This window comes from Pelotomaculum sp. PtaB.Bin117 (assembly GCF_002067195.1).
GTDB classification, from domain to species: domain Bacteria; phylum Bacillota; class Desulfotomaculia; order Desulfotomaculales; family Pelotomaculaceae; genus Pelotomaculum_D; species Pelotomaculum_D terephthalicicum.
This window is the reverse complement of the sequence record NZ_MVQM01000178.1, coordinates 143,119-168,374: the sequence shown is the minus strand read 5'-3', so window position 1 is coordinate 168,374 and position 25,256 is coordinate 143,119. Positions and strand designations below refer to the sequence as shown.

Here is a 25,256-nt window from a genome sequence, read left to right as displayed (position 1 = left end):
GGTTGACCCGTTGTTAAAGGAATATCACTATTGGCAGGTTTTTTCTTTTTACTGACGAAAGATTAAGGTAAAAAAATAGGAGTTGGGTACTTTTTGGGAGTTAATTGCGTTAAACTGCCGGCGGAAGGTTTGGCCGGCATTGGGGTGGACATTGTGGAAATTAACCGGCTGAAAGATGCGGTGGAACGTATCGGTGACCGGTTTCTCAACAGGATTTTTACACCTTCTGAACAATGCTACTGCAACAAGAAACGGGATCGTTATGCCTGCTATGCTGCGCGATTTGCCGCCAAAGAGGCTGTTTTCAAAACTATGGGTACTGGTATCGCCGGCGCCCGCTGGACCGATGTCGAGGTCTGTAAAAAAACAGGCGGTTGTCCGACTGTGCGTTTGCAGGGCAATACGGCTATTCTGGCTAGGGAGAAAGGGATTTGTGAGATACTTATAAGTCTATCGCATGACCGGGGCAGGGCAATGGCTTTTGCCGTTGCTATAAGAAAGGAGGCGTAATAAATGCGGGTTGTTACTGCCGAGGAAATGAAGAAACTCGATCAAACCGCTATCAAGGATTATGAAATTCCAGGTATGGTTTTGATGGAAAATGCCGGCCGCCAGGTGGTGGAAGTAATAAGAAGAGTGCTGGGTAGTGTGCGCGGTAAAGTGATCACTGTATTTGTAGGTAAAGGCAACAATGGTGGTGACGGCTTCGTAATAGCGCGTCACCTGCTTAATATGGGTGCGGAAGTTAAGGTGATGGCCGTCGCAGAACTGGAAGAGGGCACCGGTGATGCTGCTAATAATCTTAACATCTGGCGGAAAATGGGGCAGAAGGTGTACTCTTTGCAGCATGGGGACGGGATTAATATTGTCCGTTTAGTTCTCATGAACACGGATCTAATCGTTGATGCTATTTACGGAACTGGCTTTCGAGGGAAAATGGTTGAAAAAACGGGGCGGATAGTAGAGGTGCTGAACGGAAGCGGCAAACCGATAGTTGCCGTGGATATACCGTCGGGTCTTGAAGCGGATACCGGTAAGGCAAACGGACCCTGTATTCAAGCTGCTCACACGGTTACCTTCGCCCTCCCCAAATTAGGGTTGATTCTGGAGCCCGGCGCTGATTACACCGGCGAACTGCACATCGCCGATATTTCTATACCGGCCGTTCTTATAGAAAAAGAAGCGCCGCAAAGATATTTAATTACCAGAGAAATGATTAAGGAATGGCTGCCTCCCCGCCTGTCGGCCGCACATAAGGGCAACTTCGGGCGGGTGCTGGTTGTGTCTGGTTCGCGTGGAATGACCGGAGCGGCTTGCCTGGCAGGTGAAGCCGCCCTGCGGGCGGGAGCCGGGCTGGTCACCGTGGCGGTGCCTGAATCGCTTCATGATATAATGGAATCAAAGCTGACAGAAGTAATGACTGTGCCTTTGCCTGACACCGGAAAGGGAAACTTGAGCCGTGGCGCGCGCCAAAAGATTCTATCCTTGCTGGAAAACGCGGATGTGTTGGCTTTAGGTCCAGGTCTGTCAACTGTGCCCGAAGTTGTTGCCATGGTTAGAGAACTCTTGCCGTCAGTGCGAATTCCGTGTGTGATTGATGCCGACGGTTTAAATGCCCTGGCTGGAGAAGTAGAAATCCTAAGGAAAATTCAGGCCCCGGTAGTAATCACCCCACATCCCGGTGAAATGGCCCGGCTTATGGGTGTTACGACAAGGAAGATTCAAGAGGATCGTCTTGCGGTGGCGGCAAAAGCGGCTACTCTTTGGAATGTGGTCTCGCTGCTCAAGGGTGCCCGGACAGTGGTGGCCGCTCCGAACGGAGCAATTTATATTAATCCTACCGGCAATCCTGGTATGGCCACCGGCGGCAGCGGCGACGTCCTGACAGGAGTAGTTGCGGCGCTTATCGCACAAGGCCTGAGTCCGGCCCAGGCGGCTTCCGCCGGAGCTTATGTGCACGGCCTGGCCGGTGACATGGGAGCCAGATTAAAAGGAATGATCGGCTTAACCGCGGGAGACATATTATTTAACCTACCGGCGGCAATGATGAACGTTCTTGACACCGAATGAATATTTTTTTTCAGGAGGTGTTATTATTGTGATTATCGGAGTACCCAAGGAAATAAAAATAAATGAGGACCGTGTCGCGCTTACCCCGGCCGGTGTGCAGGCATTTACCGGAGCCGGACACCATGTTTTGATAGAAGAAAAAGCCGGTCTTGGCAGCGGTATTACAGATGAAGCGTATATTTCGTCGGGAGCTGAACTGGTTGCCACCGCCGCCGAAGTCTACAAACGGGCAGCTATGATTCTGAAAGTGAAAGAACCGCTCCCCAGTGAATTCCAGCTATTAAGAGAAGGCCAGATTCTTTTTACTTATCTTCACCTTGCACGTGAGCCGGAGTTAACGGCCGCTTTAATTAATGGCAAAGTGACAGCCATAGCCTACGAAACCATCCAGCTGGACAACGGTGTTTTGCCTTTGCTCACCCCGATGAGTGAGATTGCGGGAAAGATGGCTGTCCAGGTTGGCGCTCATTTCCTGGAAAAGCCTTATGGGGGTAAGGGAATATTACTGGGCGGGGTACCAGGGGTGGCAGCTGCGGATGTGGTGATCATCGGCGCCGGATCGGTGGGTGCCAGTGCGCTCAAGGTGGCGGTTGGCATGGGAGCGCAGGTTACCATTATCGAGCAAAACGCCGAACGGCTTCACTACCTTGATGATCTGTATGGCGGGAGAATTAACACCCTGGTGTCAAACCAATACAACATCAGGCAATCTGTTCGTTACGCGGATCTTTTGATTGGGGCTGTGCTCGTGGTTGGTGCAAAAGCGCCCAAGCTGGTAAGTGAGGAAATGGTCAAAAAAATGAAGCCTGGAGCAGTCATTGTCGATGTTTCCGTTGACCAGGGAGGCTCAATTGAAACGATCGACAGGGTTACCACTCATAATGATCCTGTTTACATTAAATATAACGTGCTTCACTATGCAGTTGCCAATATGCCTGGCGCCGTCGCAAGAACCTCCACCTTCGCCTTGACCAATGCCAACCTTCCTTATGCTTTGGCGCTGGCGAACAATGGTTTTTCTGAGGCCGTCAAGAATAATAACGCTTTAATGCGCGGGGTAAACACATATAAAGGCAATCTCACCTGCCGGGCGGTAGGAGAATCCTTGAAAATAAATTATACTGATATAGCTGATTTATTGTAATCATTGACAATTAATATTAACTGCTTTTTCAGGAGTGGAACTTGAATGTCTGCATATCCGGTTTGGGCTGAAATCGATTTAGATGCGATTGCCAATAATGTAAGGGAAATTCGCCGGGTTACCAAGTCTACAGCTAAAGTATTGGCAGTGGTTAAAGCTAACGGCTACGGTCATGGCGCCGTTGAGGTAAGCCGGGTCGCTTTGGCCAACGGCGCCAGCTGGCTTGGTGTCGCCAGAATATCGGAAGGAGTGGCGCTTCGTAAAGCGGGGTTGGAAGCGCCGGTGCTAGTTTTAAGCTATATCCCCCCGGAACAGGCCGGTGAAGTTGTGCGCCACCGCTTGTCTCAGGCAGTTTATACCCGCGAGATGGCCCTGGTACTGGCGGAAGCTGCGGCGCGGCGCGGGACGCGGGCAAAAGTGCATATAAAGGTTGATACCGGTATGGGGAGAATCGGCTTAATGCCAGGTCCGGATATTGTAGAAGAAATATTGCGAATGGCCAAAATACCAAATCTTGAAATAGAAGGCATATTTACACATTTTGCTGACGCGGACGCTGCAGATAAACATTATACTAATATGCAATTGGAACGTTTTCTCGGCATAACCGAAGAGCTGCGCAGGGGCGGCCTTGATATCCCGCTGAAACATGCCGCCAATAGTCCGGCGTTGATGGAAATGCCGGAAGCCCACTTGGACATGGTAAGGGCGGGAATTATTGTCTATGGGCTTAGTCCCTCTGACAGATTTAAGCAAAGCAGCTTGAAACTTATTCCGGCCATGAGCTTAAAGGCTAAAGTCGCTTATGTTAAAAAGGTGCCGGCTGGTTTTAAAGTAAGTTACGGGTGCACCTTTACAACTGTTCAGCCAACTGTTATCGCCACTTTGCCCCTGGGCTACGCCGACGGCTATCCGAGGTCGCTTTCTTCAAAAGGGGAGGTTTTGTTGAATGGACGCCGGTCGCCTGTAATAGGCAGGGTTTGCATGGACCAAATTATGGTTGACGCCGGCAGCGCCTCAGATATAAAAATGGGTGATGAGGCTGTCATCATTGGACGACAGGGTGACGAAGAAATCACTGCTGACGAGACAGCGATGAAGTTAGGCACGATCAATTATGAAGTTGTCTGCATGATTAGCTTGCGAGTCCCTAGAATATATGTGAAGTAAAAAAAGGAGTGAGAATTCAGGAGTCAGGAGTCAGGAGTCAGAATAAAAGATTATTTATTGTCTTTATATATTTTGAATACTGACTCCTGACTCCTGAATACTTGAATGGTTATTGACAAATAAAGTTTCGAGTGCCATAATGGTAATGTTTACCAGGGGGGAGTGTCGGGAACACAGCGAGGTCCGGAGCCCGCTACGCGGTTCGATTCCGGTTCTTCCCTAAAAAGGAAGCCCTGGCTTTTAGCTGGGGCTCTCCGATTACACCGGCCACTTCCGGTTATTCACATGTCATACTCATAATAGTATTTTTAATATGGTATTCTTAAGAAAGCCCTACCCCGAATACTCCCCCAATCGTACCGCTACCCAATATTATTAATAATTTGTAAAAGATATTAAGTCCGGCCTGCCCGGGTACAAATAGTGCCGCTGCCGCCCAAACGACTATGAAAAACAGGAGACCTACGGCTAATCCATGATAAAGTCCCTTATTCCCGGCTTGCCTGCCGGCGGTTAGAGAGCCGCCGAAAGCGCCTGACGCCAGGATTATTGCCGCAAGCAGGGGAAGAGTTTTTTCAGAGAGTGGTGATAAATGATAAATCAGACCGGCGCACAAGCTTAACAGCAAGGCAATGGACAACGCGAAAAGAATACCTTTTACCACCGGACCAGCACTAATAGGAAACTCAAAGTTATCCATATTGACGGATGGCATTGCAACACCCCCGGAAAATTATTATAATTATTTTTATGTAAGTATTTGATGTATTATGAATAATTGTATCTTATTAAATAAACAATTAGGAGATTATTCTATTGACTGAGAATGTTTATGCTTATAAAATTGGTGATTCGTTATATCTAAATATAACCAACAAATGCACAAATGAATGTGTGTTTTGTATCAGGCAGACCAGTAATAAACTCACTGAATACAGTCTCTGGCTGGATAAAGAGCCGGATCTGAATGAACTATTGTCAGCCGCGGGGGATGTTAGCCGGTACCGGGAAGTGGTTTTTTGCGGCTATGGCGAGCCGTTGATTAAGGCCGATCTGGTTATTGCGGCATCCCGTGCGTTAAAAGAGCGGGGGGCGGCGGTAAGGATCGATACAAACGGCCAGGCCGACCTTATCCATGGCCGTGATATCGCCTTGGAATTAGCCGGTTCGGTTGACGCTGTTTCGATTAGCCTGAATGCTTCCGACGCCATGCAATATGTGTCGATTTGCCGGCCGCAGATGGGAGAAAAGGCTTATTGGGCAATGCTTGATTTTATCGCCAGCTGTAAAACACATATTCCCAAAGTTACATTGTCGGTAGTCAGATGGCCGGGTGTGGATATCGAAAAGTGCCGTGCGATAGCACGTAACCTCGGAGTGGAATTCAAGGTAAGAGAATATTTCGGTACGTTTACTTATTAGATGTTTTTGGGGAGGGCGGTATTTTATTTTTCTCCGATTCTCCGTCTAGATTAACCATTGGAGCTGAACCTGTCATTTCGCGCAAGAAGGCATCGCCTTTTTTATTCTTGTTTTTTTTGCCCATGATTAAACCTCCATGTCTTTGACCCTAGCTTTCTCTATCTGGTTTTTTTTATGTATGGCACATATAGGAAGAATACTCCTGGGTGGTAACGGAAAAATTAAGAAATATAGAGAATAAGCAGCAGCAAGTACCGGTTATAAAGTCGTGATATAACACAGGTTGTCTGTGACGGCACTAAATAGAGTGAGGGAGGATTACACCGCTATGTATGAGCTAACTGTACGAACACGTTTCGCGGCGGCGCACTCATTAATGAACTATGATGGGCCATGTGCCCGGCTGCACGGCCATACATGGCAAGTAGAAGTTGTTTTTCAGGGGCACCAACTGGACCAGAGAGGCATGCTGGTTGATTTTAAAGAATTAAAAAGTAGTGTAAAAGACGTAATCGATGAACTTGACCACCAGAACTTGAATATGCTGGAACCATTTAAACAAAACAGCGAGAACAACCCCACTGCGGAGAACCTCGCCAGGTACATATTCAATAGTTTGAAAACTAAATTTACTAACTCGCTAATGGAGGCGAAAATAGCGGTAGTACGTGTTGGTGAATCTCCGGAAGCCTCGGCTGCGTACCGGGAGGAGGATTGATTGTATTGAAAGGCATTGTGCTTCTTTCCGGCGGTTTGGATTCGGCCGTGTCCCTCGCCTGCGCTTTGCGGGAATCTGATATTGTTTTATGTCTTACTTTTGATTACGGGCAGCGCGCCTCGCAGAATGAAATAAAGGCAGCCGCGTCCCTGGCGGGCCATTATCGTTTGCGTCATCAAGTTGTTGAAGTTCCTTTTTTGCGGGATATCACCGGTACGGCACTGGTAAAAAGCGATTTGGAACTGCCGGAACCGGAAATAACAGCTCTTGATGAAAAAACAGCGGCCGGCGCTTCCGCCGCCCAGGTATGGGTGCCAAACCGAAATGGTCTTTTTATCAACATTGCCGCCGCTTTTGCCGAATCCAACGACGCCCAACTGGTTGTAACCGGTTTTAACAGTGAAGAAGCGGCTACATTTCCTGACAACAGCGCCAGCTTTGTAAGAGCAATAAACGACTCCCTGTATTATTCCACTCTTAACCATGTTGGAGTGGTCAGCTACACTCAAAGGCTTGACAAAGCAGATATCTTGAAACTCGGCATCAAAATGTCGGTTCCTTTTCAGCACATTTGGAGCTGTTATCGCGGGGGAGAAAAAATGTGCGGCCGTTGTGAAAGCTGCCTGCGCCTAAAACGAGCCGCCGACCTGGCCGCTTTTGATTTGAGCGGCATGAGTATATTGAGGGGGATCTGATGAAAGAACTTTTTATTAAGGAGACAATTACTTATGACGGCACGCAGCTGTCATCACATTGGGCTTACCGCAATTTCGGCATGCAGGGGGATAGCGTCGTTTCGTTCAGGGGGCCCTGCCGGGTTGAGTTGACAGAAATGGTCGACATTAAAGACGTTTTAAGCAATTCGCCCATATTTAGCAAGGACATGCTCCATTTTATCATTGAGCACTTTGATCTTGATTTGGAGAAGACGATAGTCAGGCAGCGGCTGCTGATTGCTATCTTAAAAGACATCATTATTGAAAAATCAGGGGCCGCTCTGAGCCGTTCCGGAGATGACCTTTTTTTTCACGATCGTAAGCTGACCGTGTCGATAGCCACTCTTACCCCTGTTTCGACCATGATTCACACAGGTGTTAACGTTACCGGCGAAGATGCGCCCGTACCGGCCATTGGACTGGCGGAAATTGGGCTAAAACCGGGAGAAATCGAGGCTGTCGGCAAGTCGCTGTGTAGTGAGTACATCAAAGAGTATCAGCAGATCAAAATGGCGCGCTGTAAAGTGCGGGGGGTAAAATAAATGCCCTGTCAGGTCGCGGAGATTTTTTCCTCAGTGCAGGGTGAAGGACTGCTGGTCGGCTGCCGTCAGGTATTTATCAGACTGCTTGGCTGCAATATTAATTGCTCATACTGTGACACGCCTGCCGGCGAGTCCGGTTTCTGCAGAATCGAGCAGCATCCCGGGCACAAGGATTTTAAACAGCTTCCCAATCCCTTGTCGGCTGCAGAAGTTGCCGCCGCGGCACACGCATACGATCTTTCTTTACACCACTCTGTCAGCCTTACCGGAGGAGAGCCGCTGTTATGGACATCATTTATCAAGGAATTGGTTCCGCTGCTCCAGGGCACCAGGCACGGAATATATCTTGAGACTAACGGCACTTTACCTGAGAAACTTTCAGAGGTAATCGAGCTTATTGACATAGTCGGCATGGATATAAAACTGCCAAGCATTAGCGGTCAGCCTCCTTTTTGGGAAGAACATAGATTATTTTTAAAAGTAGCTGCCAAGAAGCAAGTTTTTGTTAAAGTGGTTGTCGGAGAAGATACCACTGGGGAAGAAATCGAGCAAGCCGCCGGTTTAATCAGCGATTTTGGCACAGGTTTGACCATGATAATCCAGCCGGTCAGCCCGGCAGCTTGCGGAATAAAAAGTGTTTCACCCGGCCAGGCGCTGTATTTGCAGCAGCTTGCGCTTAAAAAACTGGCAAATGTGCTTATTATTCCTCAGACTCACAAGATAATGGGCCAGCTTTAGCTTGACTACAGGTGGCATTAGGAGGGAAATTGTGTACGATCGGCAAAAAATAGAAGCAGCGGTAAGGATGATTATTGAAGCTATCGGAGAAGATCCGGAAAGGGAAGGTTTAAGGGAAACGCCGGCAAGGGTCGCCCGTATGTATGAGGAAATATTTAGCGGACTCTGGGAGGAACCGGATGCCCATTTAGAGAAAAAATTCTCAGGAGATCATGAGGAGATGGTTATCGTAAAGGATATACCACTTTATTCGATGTGCGAGCACCACTTGCTGCCGTTTTACGGTAAAGCGCACGTAGCATATATTCCACGCAAGGGAAATGTGACCGGTTTATCAAAACTGGCCAGGCTGGTGGAAGGTTTCGCCAGGCGGCCCCAGCTCCAGGAAAGGCTCACTTCCCAAATTGCCGATTCGATCATGAAAAGGTTGAACGCCCAAGGCGCGCTTGTAGTTATCGAGGCTGAACATATGTGCATGACCTTTCGCGGTGTAAAAAAACCCGGATCAAAGACAGTCACTTCGGCGGTCAGGGGCATCTTTCAAAAGAGTGAAGCGACCAGGGCGGAAGCGTTTTCTTTAGTTAAAGATTGAAGCACGTCACAGAAATACTTTTATAATCTTTTAAGAAGTTGATATCAGGAGGAGTAAATTGGATAATAATGAAACCACCAACACTGGGAAACTGGAGCTAATCGCCGCCAAATCATTTAAAGCCAATGACGAAATGTACAAGATCATTGATTTTCTGAACAAGACATTAAAAGGCAAGAGTATTATTTTGGGCCTGACCAAGGATGTCGCCAAGGATTCCATGAAAATATCAATTTATGAGACTTGAAGACGGAGACATTTATGAGAATATTAATTAGTAATGATGACGGTATCAATGCGGAGGGAATTATACAACTCAGAAAGTCTCTGGAGGATCAAGCGGAAGTCTTCGTAGTCGCCCCGGACCGGGAGAGAAGCGCCACCGGTCATAAAATTACCATGCATAGGCCGCTAAGGGTGAAAGAACAGTCATATCCGGGTACAAATTCAAAAGGTTGGGCGGTTGACGGCACTCCTTCAGACTGTGTCAAACTCGGTTTGGAAGCGTTGCTGCCGGTCCCTCCGGACTTGGTTGTCGCGGGCATTAACCTGGGTCCGAATCTTGGTACTGATGTCTTATATTCCGGCACGGTTTCCGCTGCAATCGAGGGGATCATCAATGATGTTCCCGCTATCGCTATATCGCTGGCCAGCTATGAGTTTCAGGACTTCACGTATTCAGGCAAGTTTATAAAAAAACTTGTGACAAAGTGTAAAGAACTGCACGGAGGCATCCTTTTAAATATCAACATACCACCCGGGGTGCCACGCGGTATAAGAATAACCAAGTTGGGAAACAGGCGCTATACGAATGTTTTTTATAAGAGAACCGACCCGAGGGGGGGAACTTACTTCTGGATGGCAGGGGAGCCCTTTGACGTTGACGGGAACGACCCTGACACTGACGTATGGGCGGTAAATGAAGGTTTTATATCGATTACGCCGGTTCATTACGACCTGACCAATTACACGGTATTGGATGATGTGAAAAATTTAGTTAAGGAATTCAACACGTTCTAATTTCGGTTTTTTAAATTTATTATCGATTTTAGCCTTCTCAAATCGTTGGTACTAATACCTTCATTTAATATCAATATCAGGATATAAATAACCAGGCCGCTAATTACAGCTCCAAAAGTTACCAATAATAAAGATTCTGTGTAGACATGCAGGTAACTTTGGGAGAGCAAAATCACGAAGCCCATTCCCACCCCTGCCAGCAACGGTTTAAAGAGTAATTTGCACAATTCTATTTTTAGGCCGGTAAACCTGCGCACGTCAATCAGATTAAGCAAAGACATAATTATGAAATAAATAACAAAAGCCGCAGATGTGCCTTGCACGCCTAATTGTGGCATTCCTGTAAGGTAGTATATGCCGGCAATTTTAAAAAAAGAGGCGATTACCAGGTTTCTAAACGGCCGGGAAGCTTTGCCGAGCCCTTGTAGAATACCGGTGGTAGTTTGCACGAGGTACAGGAAAGGTCCCCCCAGAGCAATTACGCTAAGACTTGCTCCCGCTTTTGGATAGCCGAAAATCAATCCGCACAATTCTTCTGAAAGCATCATATAGACAACGGTGCTAGGTATCCCGGCTATTAAGGTAATTCTAACGGCGTCTGCGCAGCGAGTTTTGACAAGTTTTATATTATTTACCGCCAGCGCGCCTGATATTGCCGGGAGCAGGGCGGTGGCAAGTGAAATAGTAATAATCGCCGGGGCAAACAGCAAGCTTTGGGATATGCCCACAAATTGACCATAATCAGCAGTAGCTTCAGATAATTCCATGCCGTTTGCTAAAAGACGCTGGGGAATTAAAACAGCATCTATCCATAAAAGAGTGGTAGACACAATACGAGTCAATGAAACTGGAAAAGCCAGATTAATAACCCTGACAGCAATTGAACGAAGCGATTCAAAATGCTCTGCCTTCAGGCCGGATGGTACATAAGGACGATTTCGCGCATAAATCAGCAGAATGGATACAAATCCGGCTAATTCTCCTGTCACTACCCCTAGTGAAGCCCCGGCCGCCGCATATTCAATACCTTTCGGCAGCAGTATGCAGGCAAATATCAGACCGGAAACGCACCTGATCAATTGTTCCAGAGATTGGGTTAAAGCTGTCGGCTTCATTTGCTGAAGTCCCTGAAAAAAACCACGGAAGGCAGAGCAAAGAGATACTATTATAATACCGGGAATGAGAAATAAAAAGCTGTAATATACTTTGGGATTGACAAAAACATATTTTAGCAGCAAGGGTGCTCCGAGGCAACACGATACGGTGACAATAGCGCTGCTTGCCATAAGGGTTAACAAGCAAAATCTAAAAATGCGGTATGCCCCGGTTAAATTGCCGCGGGCCACCTCTTCCGAAACCAATTTGGCTATAGCTACCGGAATACCTGCCGTGGCCATTACCACTACCAAAACATATGCAGGATAAATCATGTTAAACAGGCCAATACCCTCAGGCTGGACCAGGCGAATCATAAAAACTTCGTATATGAAGCCCATTATTCTGTTGAATAGACCGCTTAACAATAGGACCAACGCCCCGTTGATTAATGATTGGCCAGCCATATTTCACCTGCCCTTAAGGTAATTTATAGTAATATAATGTTAATATCTATGCATCCTTCTTTTTCCTATGAGGTAAAATTTATAGCACACATCTTTTCACCTAAAAAAAGTCCAGGTTATTTTATAAATAACAAGGAATTTGCCCACCTGCTGTAGAATAACACTTAATATTTGTGCCATTTATTTGTACCATTGGCCTGGGGTACCGTAATAATTGCTCCTGAGGGGGGGTTCTTTTTGTTTTCATCCAGAAAATCCCTGCTTGGGCTCTAAGTGGTATAGAAATAATGCTTTAAGGAAACCATTATTTACAAAAGGGGGAACACGATTTGAAGAATTATCAAACCAGTCAGATACGCAACGTGGGTGTGGTTGCGCATGGCGGAGCCGGGAAAACATCTCTCGTTGAAGCCATGCTTTATAATACTGGGATTCTTTCCCGGTTGGGCAGGGTAGAAGACGGCACCACGACTGCCGACTATCATCCGGAAGAAGTTGCCAAACAAATAACCATACATACCAGCCTTGTTCCTTGCGAGTGGAACGGCGTGAAAATTAACTTGCTGGACACACCCGGTTTTTCTGATTTTATCGGTGAAGTAAAGGGAGCGTTGAGAGTTGCCGACTGCGCCATGTTTGTCATATCCGCCGTGGACGGCGTGGAAGTGCAGCATGAAGTAATTTGGGATATTGCCGAAAAATATAACCTGCCGAAAATAATTTTTGTAAATAAAATGGACCGGGAAAATGCCAGTTTTAACAAAGTCATAGATGAGCTAAAAACTAAATTCAAGGGTAATTTTGCGCCGCTCCAGATCCCCAACGGTTCATTTGATACCTTTACCGGTGTGGTTGACATCATTGACAATAAAGCATATACCGGTGACGGCAAGGGCAAAGAAGCGCCGGTACCGGGAGAGCTTGCCGGTGAAATCGGCCAGTTTCATGAATTGCTTGTTGAAGCGGCGGCTGAGGGAGACGACGACCTGACCATGAAATATTTGGAGGGAGAGGAACTCTCTCTGGATGAAATAAAGGATGGTTTAAAGAAAAGTATCGCGCAGGCAAAGGTTGTTCCGGTAATGGCCGGTTCAGCAACAAAGAACATCGGCGTGGTTCAGTTGATGGATGTCATTGTAGACTACCTGCCGGCTCCCAAGGAAGACAACGGTCCTATGTCGGCCCTGATATTTAAGACAATAGCGGACCCCTACGTCGGCAAGATGAATTTCCTTCGCGTTTTCAGCGGTATTTTTAAGAGTGACACGGTTGTATATAACAGCAAGAAAGAAAAGACTGAAAAAATCGGCAATGTTCTTTATGTCAGAGGTAAGAATACAACCCAAACCGATGTGGTTCCCACCGGTGATTTGGCTGTTGTTGTGAAATTGCAGGATACCGCTACAGGCGACACTTTATGTGATAAGGACAAACCGGTTGTCCTGGAAGGGATTGATTTCCCGGTACCAACACTGTCTGTGGCAATCGCTCCCAAGAGTAAAAACGATGAAGACAAACTAGGTGACGCGCTTAACAAACTGCTGGAAGAAGACCCGACTATGAAGGTTGAGAAAAATACCGAAACAAAACAGACTCTTATTACAGGTATGGGCGAGTTGCACATAAATATTATGATTGAACGGCTGAAACGCAAGTTTGGCGTTGATGTAGTTACGAATGATGCCAAAGTACCATATCGTGAGACCATCAGGGCAAAAGTTGAAGTGGAAGGAAAACATAAAAAACAATCAGGTGGCCGCGGCCAGTACGGTCACGTGTGGATACGATTTGAGCCAAATCCTGAGGAGGATTTTGTTTTTGAAGAGGATGTTTTCGGTGGTTCTGTTCCCAGAAACTATTTCCCCGCCGTTGAAAAAGGTCTCCGGGAAGCAATGACGGAAGGAGTGCTGGCCGGTTATCCAACAACAGGAGTGAAGGCCACCCTTTATGATGGTTCTTACCATACGGTTGATTCTTCGGAACTGGCTTTTAAAATCGCCGCTTCACTTGCGTTTAAAAAAGGAGCCATGCAGGCTAAACCTGTTCTCCTGGAGCCGATGATGGATGTTGAAGTTTTAGTGCCCGACAACTTTATGGGTGACATAATCAGTGATTTCAATACAAAACGCGGCCGGGTATTGGGCACCGAACCCCAGGAGAAACAAACCTTGATAAAAGCACATGTTCCGCTATCTGAGATGTACCGTTACGCCATTGATCTTAAGTCAATGACCCAGGGACGCGGTTCTTTTACGATGGAATTTACCGGCTACGAAGAAGTGCCGGGACGCTTGGCGGAAGATATTATTAAAAAGGCTAAAGCAGCTCAAGAAGCTGACAAGTAATAAAGCATTATATTTGCCTGTGTTTACTACTACCGCAGGGGTGAAGATAAAGGAGAGCGCAAGCTCTCCTTCTTTATAAACAGAAAACAGTTGATACATGAGGAGGGAATGGTTCTGGACTTGAAGGAATTGGCCGCGCAGTTTATATCAAGCCATGGTTATACCGGATTATACCTGTATTTCGTATTGGACACCCTGGGGGTGCTGCTTCCTTCCAAGTCAATCCTCACCTTAATAGGTTTTTTCGTGGAAAGGGGCATATTAAGCTTTGTGCCAGTAGTGATTACGGCTGTTCTGGGAAGCCTGACCGGCGTGTCCGTGAGCTATTTTATCGGGAGGAAAATAGGAAACCCCTTTTTTGAAAAGTATGGCCGCTTTATTAGTGTAACGCCGGAGAAGCTTTTAAAGGCAGAGGCATGGGCGGGAAGATACGGGGCGCCGGCCATCGTCCTGGCCTATTTTGTGCCAGGGTTAAGGCACATAACGCCTTACCTGTCTGGAATCACCAGGTTGCCTTATTGGAAGGTAATGTTTTTTTCAGCTGCCGGAGCATTACTGTGGGTGACTGTTTTTATTAACCTGGGGCTTTTTCTCGGTGATATCTGGGATAGGAACGCCGGCAATTAACGTGATTGAACATGCCAACGGCCTTTGTCAACAGCACCTTGTATCATGCCGTGGCTGGCCTCCAGCCATGATCAATTCTGAGTAACCTGCTGCAGAGCCCGCCCGATAGGAAGGAAGAAGAGTTCCTCCTGCCTAACTTTCGGGTTAGTGTTTGAACTCAGGAGGGATGCCAACCTACCCCTTGGGTTTACCATTATTTCTTGTGGTTGTAAGTTTCAGGTAAAAGTGAAGTCCCGAATGACCGTTTGGATGTGGGTTCAGTAGGACAGGGAACAAATGTTTGACTACAGTAATTCTCTTTAAACAATGCTAATGCGTAACCTAACAAAAAAGATAAAATTAACCAGTTTTGAAGGGGTGAGTTTACATAATATCTATTATCGGAACATGAATTTATATTAAAAAGTAGTGATGCTCAATAACAAGATGCAGCAATTTTTATTCAAACTCGGTTTTTTGCGAGAGTTAAGACCTATGTCTTCCGTCAATGTTCCTCTTTAGCGGCCAATTTGTCCCATATGGACACACTGGGACACACCAAAAATTTTTATATCATATATTCCAAGCCTCCGCCCTGGATTTATTATACAAATTACCAATCTTATTATATAAGGATTGCATATAATTAGGTTAAAGGGTTATTATGGAACATAAGTTAGACACCTTTACTGTGAGGAACAAAAACGGGGTATAGAAAACGCCAAACAGATATATGCGGTTATAGGTGACGACTCTGAAATTGCCACCAACAGCGGCGTGCAATTTTTTATAACGATCAATAACAGCATTGCCGCCAATCCCCAACTCAAAGAGCTGATAGAACAGGGCGACCTGAAAGCGGAGCAATATACGGGTAAAAAAATTGAATTTCTGATTTATCAGATAAACAATTTTAAAACCGATAACTATACATTCTACTGTTTTGCTTTTGACGATGATAAAATGATTGCTTATACGCCCAAAACCGCATAAGCAAAAGACTTCAATGCAAAAAAAGAAAGTTGATGTTTGGACATTCCAAAAGAAGTGTTCCAAAACATCAACCGTCGTTCATTATGGTCGGGATGACACGACTTGAACGTGCGACCTCACGGTCCCGAACCGTGCGCTCTACCAAACTGAGCTACATCCCGTCAACAAACTATATTATGCAATAAGTTATAGGCAAAGTCAAGTTTGATTTAAGTCAGGATGATAAACGGCTTACAGTAGGCCAACCTCATTGTTAATCCGCTTTGCAGCCAAAGAAATGATGCGGATGAGAAATTGCTTCAGGGCATTTGAGCAAATCTATTCAGTTTGTGCTTTATAGTGAAGGATTTCCCCGTTGAGTAATTCCAACAGGAACTTGGCTTTTTCCCGCATTAATTCGTCCTCGCATCCCAGAAATTGAGAAAACGCATCCTCCTTTATAAGGGAGGCCTCGTCCAAAGTCTTCCCTTTCACCAATGTACAAAGAATCTCTATGGCTACTTTGGTTGCTGGATCACCGATACATTGATACTTGATATCAGAAATGAGGTTGTTGACCACCTGGATGTAGAGATTCATAAAATCGTCCGTGCTTGCACCACAGGCTGCGCTGACTTCTCCTAAAGCTCGCAGGAATATGGATGGATTTTCGAGTTTACCGGTATACTCGGATCCCGTTTTTAATAATCCCTGGTAATACGCTATAATATTTTCGTGCATTTCGTTCTCCTCCTTTGTTCGCTTGACTTGTTCGCTTGACTTAAATCTCAGATATAGCCGCGCTCTTTGAATATCTCATCCAGTGTTTCCAGGAATATCCGACATTCATCCATGGTATTGTAGAAGTAGCAGGAAACCCGATACACCATTCTATGCTCACTGTGCGATATGGGGCGGGTCCATTCCGGTCCGAACTTCTCGTTAAAATAGGAATGCACACAGAAAACACTGTCCCTGATCATGACGTCATTCTTTTCGCTAAGCTCAACGGCTATCCCCACCGCATTCGGCCGTTTGACCTCCCCGTATCCCCATAACGGTTCATCAGTTCCTCGGTCAGAAAACGGTTCAAGCTGGCCTCATGGTCCTTTATCCTGCCCAAATTGGGTACTGTAAAATCAACCTTGATATGCCCTGCTTTCTGCAACTTCAGCCAGGGAAGCAAATTCGAATTGTGTTCCTTGTCGGTCAGTAAAACAACATCCCTGGGCTAAAAAGGGAAACCAAGCGCCACCGTGTTATATTTATGGTATAGAAGGCTCTCTGATGATGGGCGATGACATTGTGATTCAGATGTCTACTCGGTTAATATTATTGAGTTAGTTGGGCAACTTTCTTCACAGGCGCCGCAATCAAGACAGGCATCGGGGTAGACAACTGTGGAAATTTCTTTGATTTCAAATACCCTGGGTTCTGCCGGGCACAATTCATAGCATGTTGCGCAAGCAACGCACGTCTCACCATTTACAACTGGATAAATGCTGTAACCCCAAACATGCGGCATATTAATGCCCTCCCTTTTTCTACTCTTATAAATTTGAACCTTTATTACTGTTAGCCTCGGCACAAAAACAACTTTACTTTGTCCTCCTATCGGCGGCAGGTCGACTACACGCTTGTGGCTGAAATGCTACGTAAAAAACTTTCCAAGATCTCAGTCTTCCTTAAATAACTCTTCAAATAACTCTTCCAAGATTTCAACAGAATTCCGTACGAATTTAGGGCACACGGAGGTAAAGAGGTTCTTATCTATAGCATACTTTATCCCTTCAGAAGTACTAATGTCACATTTTATTAAATCCTTGCAAATTGTAGATCCGTTCAGTATTTCAAATTGCTTAATAAATTCCCGCGCAACAGCATAAGACTTTTTCATAGCTTTATAATTTTTTGCGTCTGTATCCGCATATTTTAGCCCTATTACCATGAAAGCGCCATTAACAGCACCGCATGTGCCGCCTGTATGGCCTACTCCACCCCCAAAAGCGCCGGCTACCTTTATAGCTTTTTCTTCCTCCATACCTAATAATAAACCCTCCTTAAAACATCTCGGCTAATTAATATAACGGCTGTCCCCTACAGTTTTTTCTTAGATAATTGCTTTCTTATTGTGATTATTTTTTCTCATCATCAGGAACAATTTTAAAATCACAACAGTCTTCTTTATTTTTTTCTTCTTTGTCCACCTGGACAATTTTCATGTCACATCATGACGTCTTCAGCTTTTTAAAGAAGCCAAATAACCCTTTCTTCTCATCTTTTTCTTTACTCATTTTCAAAACTCCCCCGGCATTACCTGCCTTATTATTAAGATCTGGCTATATAGTTTTTATATTCATTGTGCAGAGCTATCTTATATTCCCTTTCAGCGCTTTCTGGGATATAATTTCTTCGTTCCACTATTTCCAATAGTTTTTCAGCAGCTTCTTGACCCGTTAAATCAAGTTCTTTTACATCCAGAAAAGCCTGCTCAACTCCGGTCAATCCAACTACTACGCCACCAACGTTCAGCTTATAGATCTTGGGTGCATCAGGATCACAACAGCCCATATTTTCAGCTTACCCCCTTTCGTCTTATAATATCGGCTGGAGAATTTGAAATATGAATCCGGACAGTATGGCTACGGCAAAAATAGTTACTGTAAAAATGGCTACCAGCTTAGGTTTAAATATGGATGCGAGTAATGTTAATTCAGGAATACTGGCCCCGGCACCACCGATTATCAATGCCATTATCGCTCCCAAACTCATGCCTTTCGCCAGCAACACCGTACCAATGGGAATCATGGTTTTAAAAACCACCGTGGAAGCGGGGCTCGCCGTTAATCACAGTCAAAGGAAGCTTTACTCTATCCAGGATTTTTATAATATCCGGATAATTCTCTATCTCTTTACTTTGCACATCCACGTAAGCATATTGGATGGCTTCGACAAAATTTTGCACAAGAAATTCTTTTAAATCCTCAGCTTCTTCTTGCATTGGCTTTGCAGGGCCGCAACATGCGGCCTCCGGGGATGGGCCTCAGCAACTACCGGAAGGCATAGGTGCATTAGTTCCGAATATGGCTATACTGACTTCTTTCACTTTAAATCGACCTCCAACTTTAAAATAGTCCGCAGTAGCGGAAAGTAATTTTTATATAATTTGCTGTTATTATAGCTTTGTTTTACCATCGTTCCGGCACGGGCTCTTTGCGCGGCTTCAGCCAGCAGGCCAAGAAACCCCGGCGGGAAGAAGCCCCGTGGCGATACTGGGGTAAAGGGTAAAGCCGGGGTATGGTCTCTATATTGTGTGGGGTTACGGAAGTAACCACGATATGCTTTAACCCCGAGACATTGACCGCTTCTTTTAACCGAACCGGCTCTTCCTGGTCTGCCTCACCCGCCTTGCTGTGGCTGACCGCACAGAAGGCGCAGTTCCTCGTACACACGTTGCCGAGGATCATAAAGATGGCGGTGCCTCGTGAGTAGCAACTGCCCCGGTTAGGACACCTGGCTCCCTGGCAGACGGTCGGGGTACTTCATCCATAAGATGGCAGGACTCCAGTCCAGTCGTTACTTTGCCTCCTGCAGTTCATTTGCAAAATATTTGCGTTTGAACCCAAGGGCAATGTTAACCAAACCGATCATTACAGGCACTTCAATGAGGGGACCGATAACCGCGGCAAAAGCCTGACCCGAATCAATGCCAAATACCGCTACAGCCACCGCGATGGCCAGCTCAAAGTTATTGCTGGCAGCCGTGAAAGCAAGTGTTGTGGCCTGGCTGTAATTAATTCCGGACGATTTACTGAGGAAGAAGGACAGGAAGAACATGATTACAAAGTAGACTAGCAGCGGTATGGCGATTCTAGCTACATCCATCGGTAAGGTGATGATATAGTTTCCCTTCAAAGAGAACATCACGATAATAGTAAATAAGAGGGCGATTAGCGCAAGTGGGCTGATTTTGGGGATAAATTTTTTCTCATACCATTCTTTGCCCTTGACCGGCATCAGGGTAAGTCTGGTGATCACTCCGCCAAGGAAGGGAATACCGAGGTAAATCATTACGCTTTTAGCCACTTCCGCCATGGAAATATGGATGGCCATTGACCTGATCCCCAGCCACTGGGGCAAGAGGGTAACAAAAAAGTAGGCGTAAACTGAAAAGAAAAGCACCTGAAAAATTGAGTTTAAGGCCACTAGTGCTGCCGCGTACTCTGAATCCCCTTTGGCCAAAGAGTTCCAAACAATGACCATGGCAATGCACCTAGCCAGACCGATAATAATTATACCTACCATATATTCAGGATAGTTTTGCAAAAAGATGATTGCCAAAAAGAACATCAACACCGGCCCGATAATCCAGTTCTGTAGCAAAGAGAGTCCCAGCACCCTGACGTTTTTAAAAACTCCACCGATTTCCTCGTACTTAACCTTGGCCAGAGGCGGGTACATCATCACAATTAGGCCGACGGCAATGGGAATCGAAGTGGTGCCAACCTGGAATTCTCTTAGCAGGTTCGCCACTTCCGGCATAACATAGCCCAATCCCACACCGAAAAACATGGCCAGAAATATCCATACCGTTAAATAGCGGTCGAGCAAGGAGAGTTTTGCCGCAGCTTTTTCCGACATACTGTTTACCGCCGCTTTCTCTTTATAATGATTTTTTCTTTATCAATCATTTTTTCGCAACATTCCGGGTCGAAACCCATTTCTGTGCAGAGATTAGGATTTTGTCTGAGCGGCGATGGTTTCGGCGGGGAACAGGAAAAACAAGCCAGATCGTCAAGAAAACCGTCCATCTGCTTGTAAAATTCCCTGATACCTTCTTTATTCAAAGTATAAAAGACAATTTTACCCTCCTTCTCACTATTAATCAGCCCCGCTTGTTTTAAGATTTTTAAATGGTGCGCAATGGCCGGTTGCGACAAGCCGATGGCCTGGATAATCTCACATGCCCCCATTTCCTGGCAGGTCAACAATTTTAATATATTTAGCCTGTGCGAGTCTCCTAACGCCTTGAAAATGTTGATCATCGTATACCACCTAAACTTACATATTTAAATAATTAAATGTTTATGTTATATTGTAAATATTACTGGATTTTTAGTCAAGTAAGCTTCCTAAAATATATTGAAAGGCGGTTGACCTAAACATGGAAACTAAGCCGTTAATTTATTTTCTTTGCACGGGCAATTCCTGCCGCAGTCAAATAGCGGAAGGTTTTGCGAAATATTATGGTGGTGAAAAATTTAAGGTTTTTAGCGCTGGAATAGAAAGCCACAGTGTTAACCCGACAGCCATACAGGTGATGGCGGAAGTTGGCATAGATATATCTAACCAGACTTCGGATTTAATCGATGAAAATATTTTAACAAAAAGTGACTATGTAATTACTCTGTGCGGTGATGCCAATGATAAGTGCCCGGTAACTCCCCCCGGTGTAAACAGGGAACACTGGAATTTACCCGACCCGGCAAAATCGTCCGGTAACGAAAAAGAAATTATAGAAACTTTTCGAATGGTTCGTGATGCTATAAAAGAAGAAGTAATGGATTTACTGAAGAGGAGCTCACCCACAGAGTAAAGTACCACCGCCCCATATCTAGTAATTATTTATGGGGGGAGTTAATGAGTTAGTTTACAGTTAACCAAAACTTCTCTGTTAGGGCTTTAAGAAAGTAGAATTTTTCGTGAAATGGCTAGAAGATCCTCGTTTAATCAAACCGCAGGTATCGATTCTAATTCTAATAATAATTTTTTCGCGTCAAGTCCACCACTGAAACCGCCCAAGGAACCATCGGAGGCAAGTACCCGGTGGCACGGGATCACTAGCGGTGTGCGGTTTGAACGCATAACCCCTCCCACAGCCCTTGCCGCTTTTGAAAAACCGGCTTCAATGGCAACTTGTTTATAAGAACTGACTTTACCATATGGTATTTGTTGTACTACTGCTAAAACTTGTCGTTGAAAAGAAGTGTAACCGGTCCAGTCTATTGAAGCGGTGAAGTTGACCAATTCTCCTCGAAAATATTTTTCAATTTCTTGGACAAGTTTTTTTTCAACATCTTGCGGCTGTTCAGGTAAAAGCATTGAAGAGTCAACCCGTAACTGAACAGCTAATTTCGCTATTGCTTCTTCATAACTTTTTTGAGGCAATACTAAACCTCTCAATCCTGCCTCGGACCATCCGGCAGCCAGCCAGCCATGTTGGGTGCAAATAGTAACGACCCTCATAAATTCACACTCCCAGTTAAAAAAACTAAATAACAATACCTGCATAAAATTAAGGAAAGGAAGGGTAAATTGCACCCTTCCTTAATTATAACTGATAATTAACAAATCTCATATTAATTAAATCATCTTACATCATGCCGCCCATGCCACCCATGCCACCCATGCCGCCCATAGCCGCCGCGGCCGCCATGGCGTTATCCTTATCAACTTTTTCAGCTACCAGTGTCTCGGTTGTTAAAATCATGGCCGCGATGCTCGCTGCGTTTTGGAGAGCTGACCGGGTCACTTTGGCGGGGTCTACTATACCAGAGTCAATCATATTAACAAACTCGCCAACAAGGGCGTTAAATCCCACACCTGCTTCTGAGTTCTTCACTTTTTCAACAATTACCGAACCTTCGAGACCGGCGTTGTTGGCAATCTGACGCAGAGGCTCTTCCAAAGATCTGCGGACAATATCTATGCCTGTCTTCTCGTCAAGGTTATCGGATGTAAGGTTTTCCATACCCTTTACAGCGTTGACAAAGACTACGCCGCCGCCGGGCACGATTCCTTCCTCGACTGCCGCTCTGGTAGCGTTCAGCGCGTCGTCGATACGGAGCTTTTTCTCTTTCATTTCAGTTTCCGTGGCAGCGCCCACCTGGATTACCGCTACACCGCCGGCTAGTTTAGCCAAGCGCTCCTGTAGCTTTTCTCTGTCGAAATCAGATGTGGTTTCTTCTATCTGGTTTTTAATTTGGGCAACCCGCTTGGTAATATCGTCAGTATTGCCCGCTCCGCCAACGATAATTGTTTCTTCTTTCTTGACGCGGACTTTGCTGGCCCGGCCAAGTTGTTCAATCGTAACGCTATCGAGCTTCAAGCCAAGATCTTCTGTAATCACGCCACCACCGGTGAGGATAGCGATATCCTCCAACATTGCCTTGCGCCTGTCGCCAAACCCCGGGGCTTTTACCGCAACACACTGGAATGTGCCGCGCAGTTTGTTCAGAACCAGGGTAGCCAGCGCTTCGCCTTCCACGTCTTCAGCAATAACCAGAAGCGGCTTGCCTGTCTGTACGATTTTTTCCAGAACCGGCAGGAGATCCCCAATGGCCGAGATCTTTTTATCGGTGATCAGTATGTAGGGATCACTTAAATTAGCTTCCATCTTGTCTGTATCAGTAACCATATACGCGGAAGTATAACCCCTGTCAAAGTTCATGCCTTCAACAACTTCCAGGTTGGTTGTAGTCCCTTTTGATTCTTCAACGGTAATAACGCCGTCTTTACCCACTTTTTCCATCGCGTCGGCGATCAAGCTGCCGATAACTTCATCATTGGCTGAGATGGTGGCAACCTGGGTGATTGCCGACTTGCTCTCAATAGGCTTAGCCTGTTCTTTAATTACTTCTATCGCTTTTTCAACAGCTTTTTCAATACCGCGCTTAATAATCATCGGGTTGGCGCCCGCCGCCACATTCTTTAAGCCTTCTCTTACGATGGCTTGAGCCAGCACGCAAGCGGTTGTAGTGCCGTCACCGGCGACATCGTTAGTCTTGGTGGCAACTTCCTTGACTAATTGGGCGCCCATATTTTCAAATGGGTCGGCCAGTTCTATTTCTCTGGCAATGGTAACTCCGTCGTTGGTAATCATCGGAGAACCAAATTTTTTCTCCAGTACGACGTTGCGTCCTTTGGGACCTAAAGTAACCTTGACGGCTTCCGCCAGTGCGTTAACACCTTTTTCCAGAGCACGCCTGGCATCTTCCCGGAAAATTATCTCTTTGCCTGCCATTTTTCGAACCTCCTTTTAATATCTACTTCTCGATAACACCGAGGATATCGGCTTCACGCATAATCAAGTATTCCACATCATCGATCTTAACTTCGTTTCCGGCATATTTGGAGAAAAGGATTTTGTCTCCCGGTTTTAAATCGATCGATACACGCTGACCGGTTTCAAGCAATCTTCCATTACCGACTGCTACGACCTCGCCCTCCTGTGGCTTTTCTTTCGCGGTATCCGGCAACACTATACCACTTTTTGTTTTTTCTTCACTCGGCATGGGCCTAACTACAACCCGGTCACCTAAAGGTCTGATCACATAAACCCCTCCTTACTGGTTAGTCTGTTTATTGTTAGCACTCATTGTTGGCGAGTGCTAATACCAACGTAAATATAATATTAAATAAGAAAATCAAAAGCAAACAACATCATCGCATAATTTCAATGAAAATATACAAAATAAAGAAATTAGCTTGATAAGCCTTTGATTTTCTCCCTCTGTTTCAAGATTACCTCAGTTTCTGGTATTATTTTTATCTGCCTAGAAATATTTTCCCACTGATAATATTTTTTATACATAAATTTTAAAAATTACCTTTTAATTCCCATTATTGCCGCTATTGCCGCAATCACCGGCCTTGCCGGATAGTATTTCAAGCCCATGCGGCAACACGGGCAGGATTACTCCCAGGCACTCCCGGACAGCCTTGACGCTGCCTGGAAGATTGATAATCAAGGTGCTCCGGCGCACTCCCGCTACAGCCCTGGATAGCATAGCCCGGTTGGTCTTTTTTAAGCTTTCCATTCTCATGGCTTCGGCCAGTCCGGGGACTGCCCGCTCAATTACCGCCAGGGTGGCTTCCGGCGTGTTATCGCGAGGGCTTAAACCTGTACCGCCGGTAGTCAAGATCAAGTCAACTTTTTCAATATCGGACAGGTTAATCATTAATTCTTGAATTAAGTCAAGCTCATCAGGAACCATGTGACAGCTTACCACTTCACCCAGGGATTCAATCATTTCGCAAATTGCCGGACCACTCTCGTCCTTGCGCTCTCCGCGTGAGCCCTTGTCGCTTACCGTAATAACAGCAATTTTATACAGATTCATTCACCTCTTCATAATTCAGCTTTCGTGCTCCCGCTCAAAAATACCGCTTTTGCCGCCGCTCTTATGAATCAACCTGATTGCGCGAATCGTCATTTCACGGTCGACTGCTTTGCACATGTCGTATATCGTTAAAGCAGCAATTGAAACAGCTGTAAGCGCTTCCATTTCCACACCGGTTTGCCCGGTGATTCGCACACTGGCTTCTATTTCTACTTTATTATGTTCCTGGTCGGGGCGGAATTGAACATCAATTCCGGTTATGTTCAAGGGGTGGCATAGAGGAATCAGGCTTGAGGTTTGCTTTGCAGCCATAATCCCAGCCAATCTGGCCACGCCAAAAACTTCTCCCTTGGCCACCTTGCCGGAGATGATCATTGCCAGCGTCTCCGGACGCATTACTATCTCACCACGGGCTACCGCCAGCCTGCGGGTTATTTCTTTGCCACCGACTTCGACCATCCTCGCTTGTCCCTGTTCATCCAGGTGAGTAAGATTATTCAATAATACGCCCTCCATC

The 25,256-nt window shown here is 45.8% G+C and carries 34 protein-coding genes and 1 tRNA gene; 16 read left to right on the top strand and 19 right to left on the bottom strand.

Translation table 11 applies throughout. The features are described from left to right. Nucleotides 1-93: 93 nt before the first annotated feature. The 4 genes from acpS to alr are packed head-to-tail and all read left to right on the top strand — an operon-like array spanning nucleotide 94 to nucleotide 4,384. The gene (gene acpS, locus A4E54_RS15655; protein ID WP_286726665.1) at nucleotides 94-510 is read left to right on the top strand and encodes a holo-ACP synthase; all 417 of its coding nucleotides are present in this window, start codon (nucleotides 94-96) and stop codon (nucleotides 508-510) included. 3 nt (nucleotides 511-513) lie between these two features. Further along, entirely contained in the window at nucleotides 514-2,070 is a 1,557-nt protein-coding gene (locus A4E54_RS15650; protein WP_240082857.1) for an NAD(P)H-hydrate dehydratase, read from the top strand. 28 nt (nucleotides 2,071-2,098) lie between these two features. Next, nucleotides 2,099-3,214, top strand: a complete 1,116-nt coding sequence (gene ald / locus A4E54_RS15645) for an alanine dehydrogenase (RefSeq protein WP_240082858.1) — start codon at nucleotides 2,099-2,101, stop codon at nucleotides 3,212-3,214. 45 nt (nucleotides 3,215-3,259) lie between these two features. Further along, nucleotides 3,260-4,384: an alanine racemase gene (alr, locus tag A4E54_RS15640; protein WP_240082859.1), complete on the top strand. Its 1,125-nt coding sequence runs from the start codon at nucleotides 3,260-3,262 to the stop codon at nucleotides 4,382-4,384. 322 nt (nucleotides 4,385-4,706) lie between these two features. Here the strand turns inward: alr and A4E54_RS15635 are convergent, their stop codons facing one another. After that, nucleotides 4,707-5,099, bottom strand: a complete 393-nt coding sequence (locus A4E54_RS15635; protein ID WP_240082860.1) for a TIGR04086 family membrane protein — start codon at nucleotides 5,097-5,099, stop codon at nucleotides 4,707-4,709. Between the two features lie 101 nt (nucleotides 5,100-5,200). Between A4E54_RS15635 and A4E54_RS15630 the strand changes: the two genes are divergently transcribed. After that, nucleotides 5,201-5,806, top strand: a complete 606-nt coding sequence (locus A4E54_RS15630) for a TatD family nuclease-associated radical SAM protein (protein WP_240082861.1) — start codon at nucleotides 5,201-5,203, stop codon at nucleotides 5,804-5,806. Here the strand turns inward: A4E54_RS15630 and A4E54_RS15625 are convergent. Beyond that, on the bottom strand, nucleotides 5,796-5,930 hold the full coding sequence (locus tag A4E54_RS15625; protein ID WP_282442300.1) for a hypothetical protein: 135 nt from the start codon (nucleotides 5,928-5,930) through the stop codon (nucleotides 5,796-5,798). The genes A4E54_RS15630 and A4E54_RS15625 overlap by 11 nt on opposite strands. 204 nt (nucleotides 5,931-6,134) lie before the next feature. Here A4E54_RS15625 and queD point away from each other — a divergent pair, with 204 nt between their 5' ends. Genes queD through surE form a run of 7 tightly spaced genes read left to right on the top strand, consistent with a single transcriptional unit; the run spans nucleotide 6,135 to nucleotide 10,132 of the window. Continuing rightward, nucleotides 6,135-6,524, top strand: coding sequence for a 6-carboxytetrahydropterin synthase QueD (queD, locus tag A4E54_RS15620; RefSeq protein ID WP_240082862.1), 390 nt, complete (start codon nucleotides 6,135-6,137; stop codon nucleotides 6,522-6,524). A 5-nt stretch (nucleotides 6,525-6,529) separates the two neighbouring features. After that, nucleotides 6,530-7,219 (top strand): 7-cyano-7-deazaguanine synthase QueC, encoded by a 690-nt coding sequence (gene queC / locus A4E54_RS15615; protein ID WP_286726701.1) that lies wholly within the window; start codon nucleotides 6,530-6,532, stop codon nucleotides 7,217-7,219. Next, nucleotides 7,219-7,782: a DUF366 family protein gene (locus A4E54_RS15610; protein WP_240082864.1), complete on the top strand. Its 564-nt coding sequence runs from the start codon at nucleotides 7,219-7,221 to the stop codon at nucleotides 7,780-7,782. Before queC ends, A4E54_RS15610 begins: the two co-directional genes overlap by 1 nt. Then, nucleotides 7,783-8,520: a 7-carboxy-7-deazaguanine synthase QueE gene (locus A4E54_RS15605; protein WP_240082865.1), complete on the top strand. Its 738-nt coding sequence runs from the start codon at nucleotides 7,783-7,785 to the stop codon at nucleotides 8,518-8,520. Between the two features lie 31 nt (nucleotides 8,521-8,551). After that, the gene (gene folE / locus A4E54_RS15600) at nucleotides 8,552-9,112 is read left to right on the top strand and encodes a GTP cyclohydrolase I FolE (RefSeq protein WP_240082866.1); all 561 of its coding nucleotides are present in this window, start codon (nucleotides 8,552-8,554) and stop codon (nucleotides 9,110-9,112) included. Nucleotides 9,113-9,170: 58 nt separating this feature from the next. Continuing rightward, nucleotides 9,171-9,359, top strand: coding sequence for a YpmA family protein (locus tag A4E54_RS15595; protein ID WP_240082867.1), 189 nt, complete (start codon nucleotides 9,171-9,173; stop codon nucleotides 9,357-9,359). 14 nt (nucleotides 9,360-9,373) lie between these two features. Beyond that, nucleotides 9,374-10,132 carry a 5'/3'-nucleotidase SurE gene (gene surE, locus A4E54_RS15590; protein ID WP_286726657.1) on the top strand — a complete coding sequence of 253 codons (759 nt, stop codon included), beginning with the start codon at nucleotides 9,374-9,376 and terminating at the stop codon, nucleotides 10,130-10,132. Here the strand turns inward: surE and spoVB are convergent. Further along, the gene (gene spoVB / locus A4E54_RS15585) at nucleotides 10,129-11,694 is read right to left on the bottom strand and encodes a stage V sporulation protein B (protein WP_240082869.1); all 1,566 of its coding nucleotides are present in this window, start codon (nucleotides 11,692-11,694) and stop codon (nucleotides 10,129-10,131) included. The genes surE and spoVB overlap by 4 nt on opposite strands. A 329-nt stretch (nucleotides 11,695-12,023) precedes the next feature. Between spoVB and A4E54_RS15580 the strand changes: the two genes are divergently transcribed. The 3 genes from A4E54_RS15580 to A4E54_RS15570 all read left to right on the top strand — a co-directional run bounded on the left by A4E54_RS15580 (nucleotide 12,024) and on the right by A4E54_RS15570 (nucleotide 15,638). Next, nucleotides 12,024-14,039 (top strand): elongation factor G, encoded by a 2,016-nt coding sequence (locus tag A4E54_RS15580; protein WP_240082870.1) that lies wholly within the window; start codon nucleotides 12,024-12,026, stop codon nucleotides 14,037-14,039. Between the two features lie 108 nt (nucleotides 14,040-14,147). Then, nucleotides 14,148-14,666: a DedA family protein gene (locus A4E54_RS15575; protein ID WP_286726654.1), complete on the top strand. Its 519-nt coding sequence runs from the start codon at nucleotides 14,148-14,150 to the stop codon at nucleotides 14,664-14,666. Nucleotides 14,667-15,422: 756 nt separating this feature from the next. After that, entirely contained in the window at nucleotides 15,423-15,638 is a 216-nt protein-coding gene (locus A4E54_RS15570; RefSeq protein ID WP_286726652.1) for a hypothetical protein, read from the top strand. A gap of 84 nt (nucleotides 15,639-15,722) precedes the next feature. Here A4E54_RS15570 and A4E54_RS15565 read toward each other — a convergent pair. From A4E54_RS15565 to A4E54_RS15515, 11 genes are all read right to left on the bottom strand, one after another. After that, a tRNA-Pro gene (locus tag A4E54_RS15565) sits at nucleotides 15,723-15,799 on the bottom strand. Nucleotides 15,800-15,956: 157 nt separating this feature from the next. Beyond that, the gene (locus A4E54_RS15560; RefSeq protein ID WP_240082873.1) at nucleotides 15,957-16,358 is read right to left on the bottom strand and encodes an iron-sulfur cluster assembly scaffold protein; all 402 of its coding nucleotides are present in this window, start codon (nucleotides 16,356-16,358) and stop codon (nucleotides 15,957-15,959) included. 47 nt (nucleotides 16,359-16,405) lie between these two features. Then, nucleotides 16,406-16,639 (bottom strand): hypothetical protein, encoded by a 234-nt coding sequence (locus A4E54_RS15555; protein ID WP_240082874.1) that lies wholly within the window; start codon nucleotides 16,637-16,639, stop codon nucleotides 16,406-16,408. 296 nt (nucleotides 16,640-16,935) lie between these two features. Further along, nucleotides 16,936-17,142: a 4Fe-4S dicluster domain-containing protein gene (locus tag A4E54_RS15550; RefSeq protein WP_240082875.1), complete on the bottom strand. Its 207-nt coding sequence runs from the start codon at nucleotides 17,140-17,142 to the stop codon at nucleotides 16,936-16,938. 150 nt (nucleotides 17,143-17,292) lie between these two features. Further along, on the bottom strand, nucleotides 17,293-17,658 hold the full coding sequence (locus tag A4E54_RS15545) for a C-GCAxxG-C-C family protein (RefSeq protein WP_240082876.1): 366 nt from the start codon (nucleotides 17,656-17,658) through the stop codon (nucleotides 17,293-17,295). Nucleotides 17,659-17,945: 287 nt separating this feature from the next. Next, entirely contained in the window at nucleotides 17,946-18,188 is a 243-nt protein-coding gene (locus tag A4E54_RS15540) for a hypothetical protein (RefSeq protein ID WP_286726649.1), read from the bottom strand. Between the two features lie 24 nt (nucleotides 18,189-18,212). Next, entirely contained in the window at nucleotides 18,213-18,425 is a 213-nt protein-coding gene (locus tag A4E54_RS15535; RefSeq protein WP_282442304.1) for a permease, read from the bottom strand. A gap of 4 nt (nucleotides 18,426-18,429) precedes the next feature. Then, nucleotides 18,430-18,618 (bottom strand): hypothetical protein, encoded by a 189-nt coding sequence (locus A4E54_RS15530; protein ID WP_240082878.1) that lies wholly within the window; start codon nucleotides 18,616-18,618, stop codon nucleotides 18,430-18,432. Nucleotides 18,619-18,805: 187 nt separating this feature from the next. Then, nucleotides 18,806-19,084 carry a lipoyl synthase gene (locus A4E54_RS15525; RefSeq protein WP_240082879.1) on the bottom strand — a complete coding sequence of 93 codons (279 nt, stop codon included), beginning with the start codon at nucleotides 19,082-19,084 and terminating at the stop codon, nucleotides 18,806-18,808. 109 nt (nucleotides 19,085-19,193) lie between these two features. Then, a complete protein-coding gene (gene arsB, locus A4E54_RS15520) occupies nucleotides 19,194-20,258 on the bottom strand; it encodes an ACR3 family arsenite efflux transporter (RefSeq protein WP_240082880.1) in 1,065 nt (354 codons plus the stop codon). 5 nt (nucleotides 20,259-20,263) lie between these two features. Beyond that, nucleotides 20,264-20,662, bottom strand: coding sequence for an ArsR/SmtB family transcription factor (locus A4E54_RS15515; RefSeq protein WP_240082881.1), 399 nt, complete (start codon nucleotides 20,660-20,662; stop codon nucleotides 20,264-20,266). Nucleotides 20,663-20,781: 119 nt separating this feature from the next. Between A4E54_RS15515 and arsC the strand changes: the two genes are divergently transcribed. Beyond that, the gene (gene arsC, locus A4E54_RS15510; protein ID WP_240082882.1) at nucleotides 20,782-21,213 is read left to right on the top strand and encodes an arsenate reductase (thioredoxin); all 432 of its coding nucleotides are present in this window, start codon (nucleotides 20,782-20,784) and stop codon (nucleotides 21,211-21,213) included. A gap of 134 nt (nucleotides 21,214-21,347) precedes the next feature. On the opposite strand, the gene A4E54_RS15505 is transcribed toward arsC, so the two are convergent. The 5 genes from A4E54_RS15505 to moaC all read right to left on the bottom strand — a co-directional run bounded on the left by A4E54_RS15505 (nucleotide 21,348) and on the right by moaC (nucleotide 25,240). Beyond that, entirely contained in the window at nucleotides 21,348-21,863 is a 516-nt protein-coding gene (locus A4E54_RS15505; protein WP_240082883.1) for a methylated-DNA--[protein]-cysteine S-methyltransferase, read from the bottom strand. A gap of 127 nt (nucleotides 21,864-21,990) precedes the next feature. Continuing rightward, complete coding sequence (gene groL, locus A4E54_RS15500) at nucleotides 21,991-23,640, bottom strand: chaperonin GroEL (protein ID WP_240082884.1); 1,650 nt, start codon at nucleotides 23,638-23,640, stop codon at nucleotides 21,991-21,993. Between the two features lie 22 nt (nucleotides 23,641-23,662). Then, nucleotides 23,663-23,950, bottom strand: coding sequence for a co-chaperone GroES (gene groES / locus A4E54_RS15495; protein ID WP_240082885.1), 288 nt, complete (start codon nucleotides 23,948-23,950; stop codon nucleotides 23,663-23,665). A gap of 279 nt (nucleotides 23,951-24,229) precedes the next feature. After that, a complete protein-coding gene (locus tag A4E54_RS15490) occupies nucleotides 24,230-24,733 on the bottom strand; it encodes a MogA/MoaB family molybdenum cofactor biosynthesis protein (protein WP_240082952.1) in 504 nt (167 codons plus the stop codon). A gap of 21 nt (nucleotides 24,734-24,754) precedes the next feature. Further along, nucleotides 24,755-25,240 (bottom strand): cyclic pyranopterin monophosphate synthase MoaC, encoded by a 486-nt coding sequence (moaC, locus tag A4E54_RS15485; RefSeq protein WP_240082886.1) that lies wholly within the window; start codon nucleotides 25,238-25,240, stop codon nucleotides 24,755-24,757. Nucleotides 25,241-25,256: the final 16 nt, after the last annotated feature.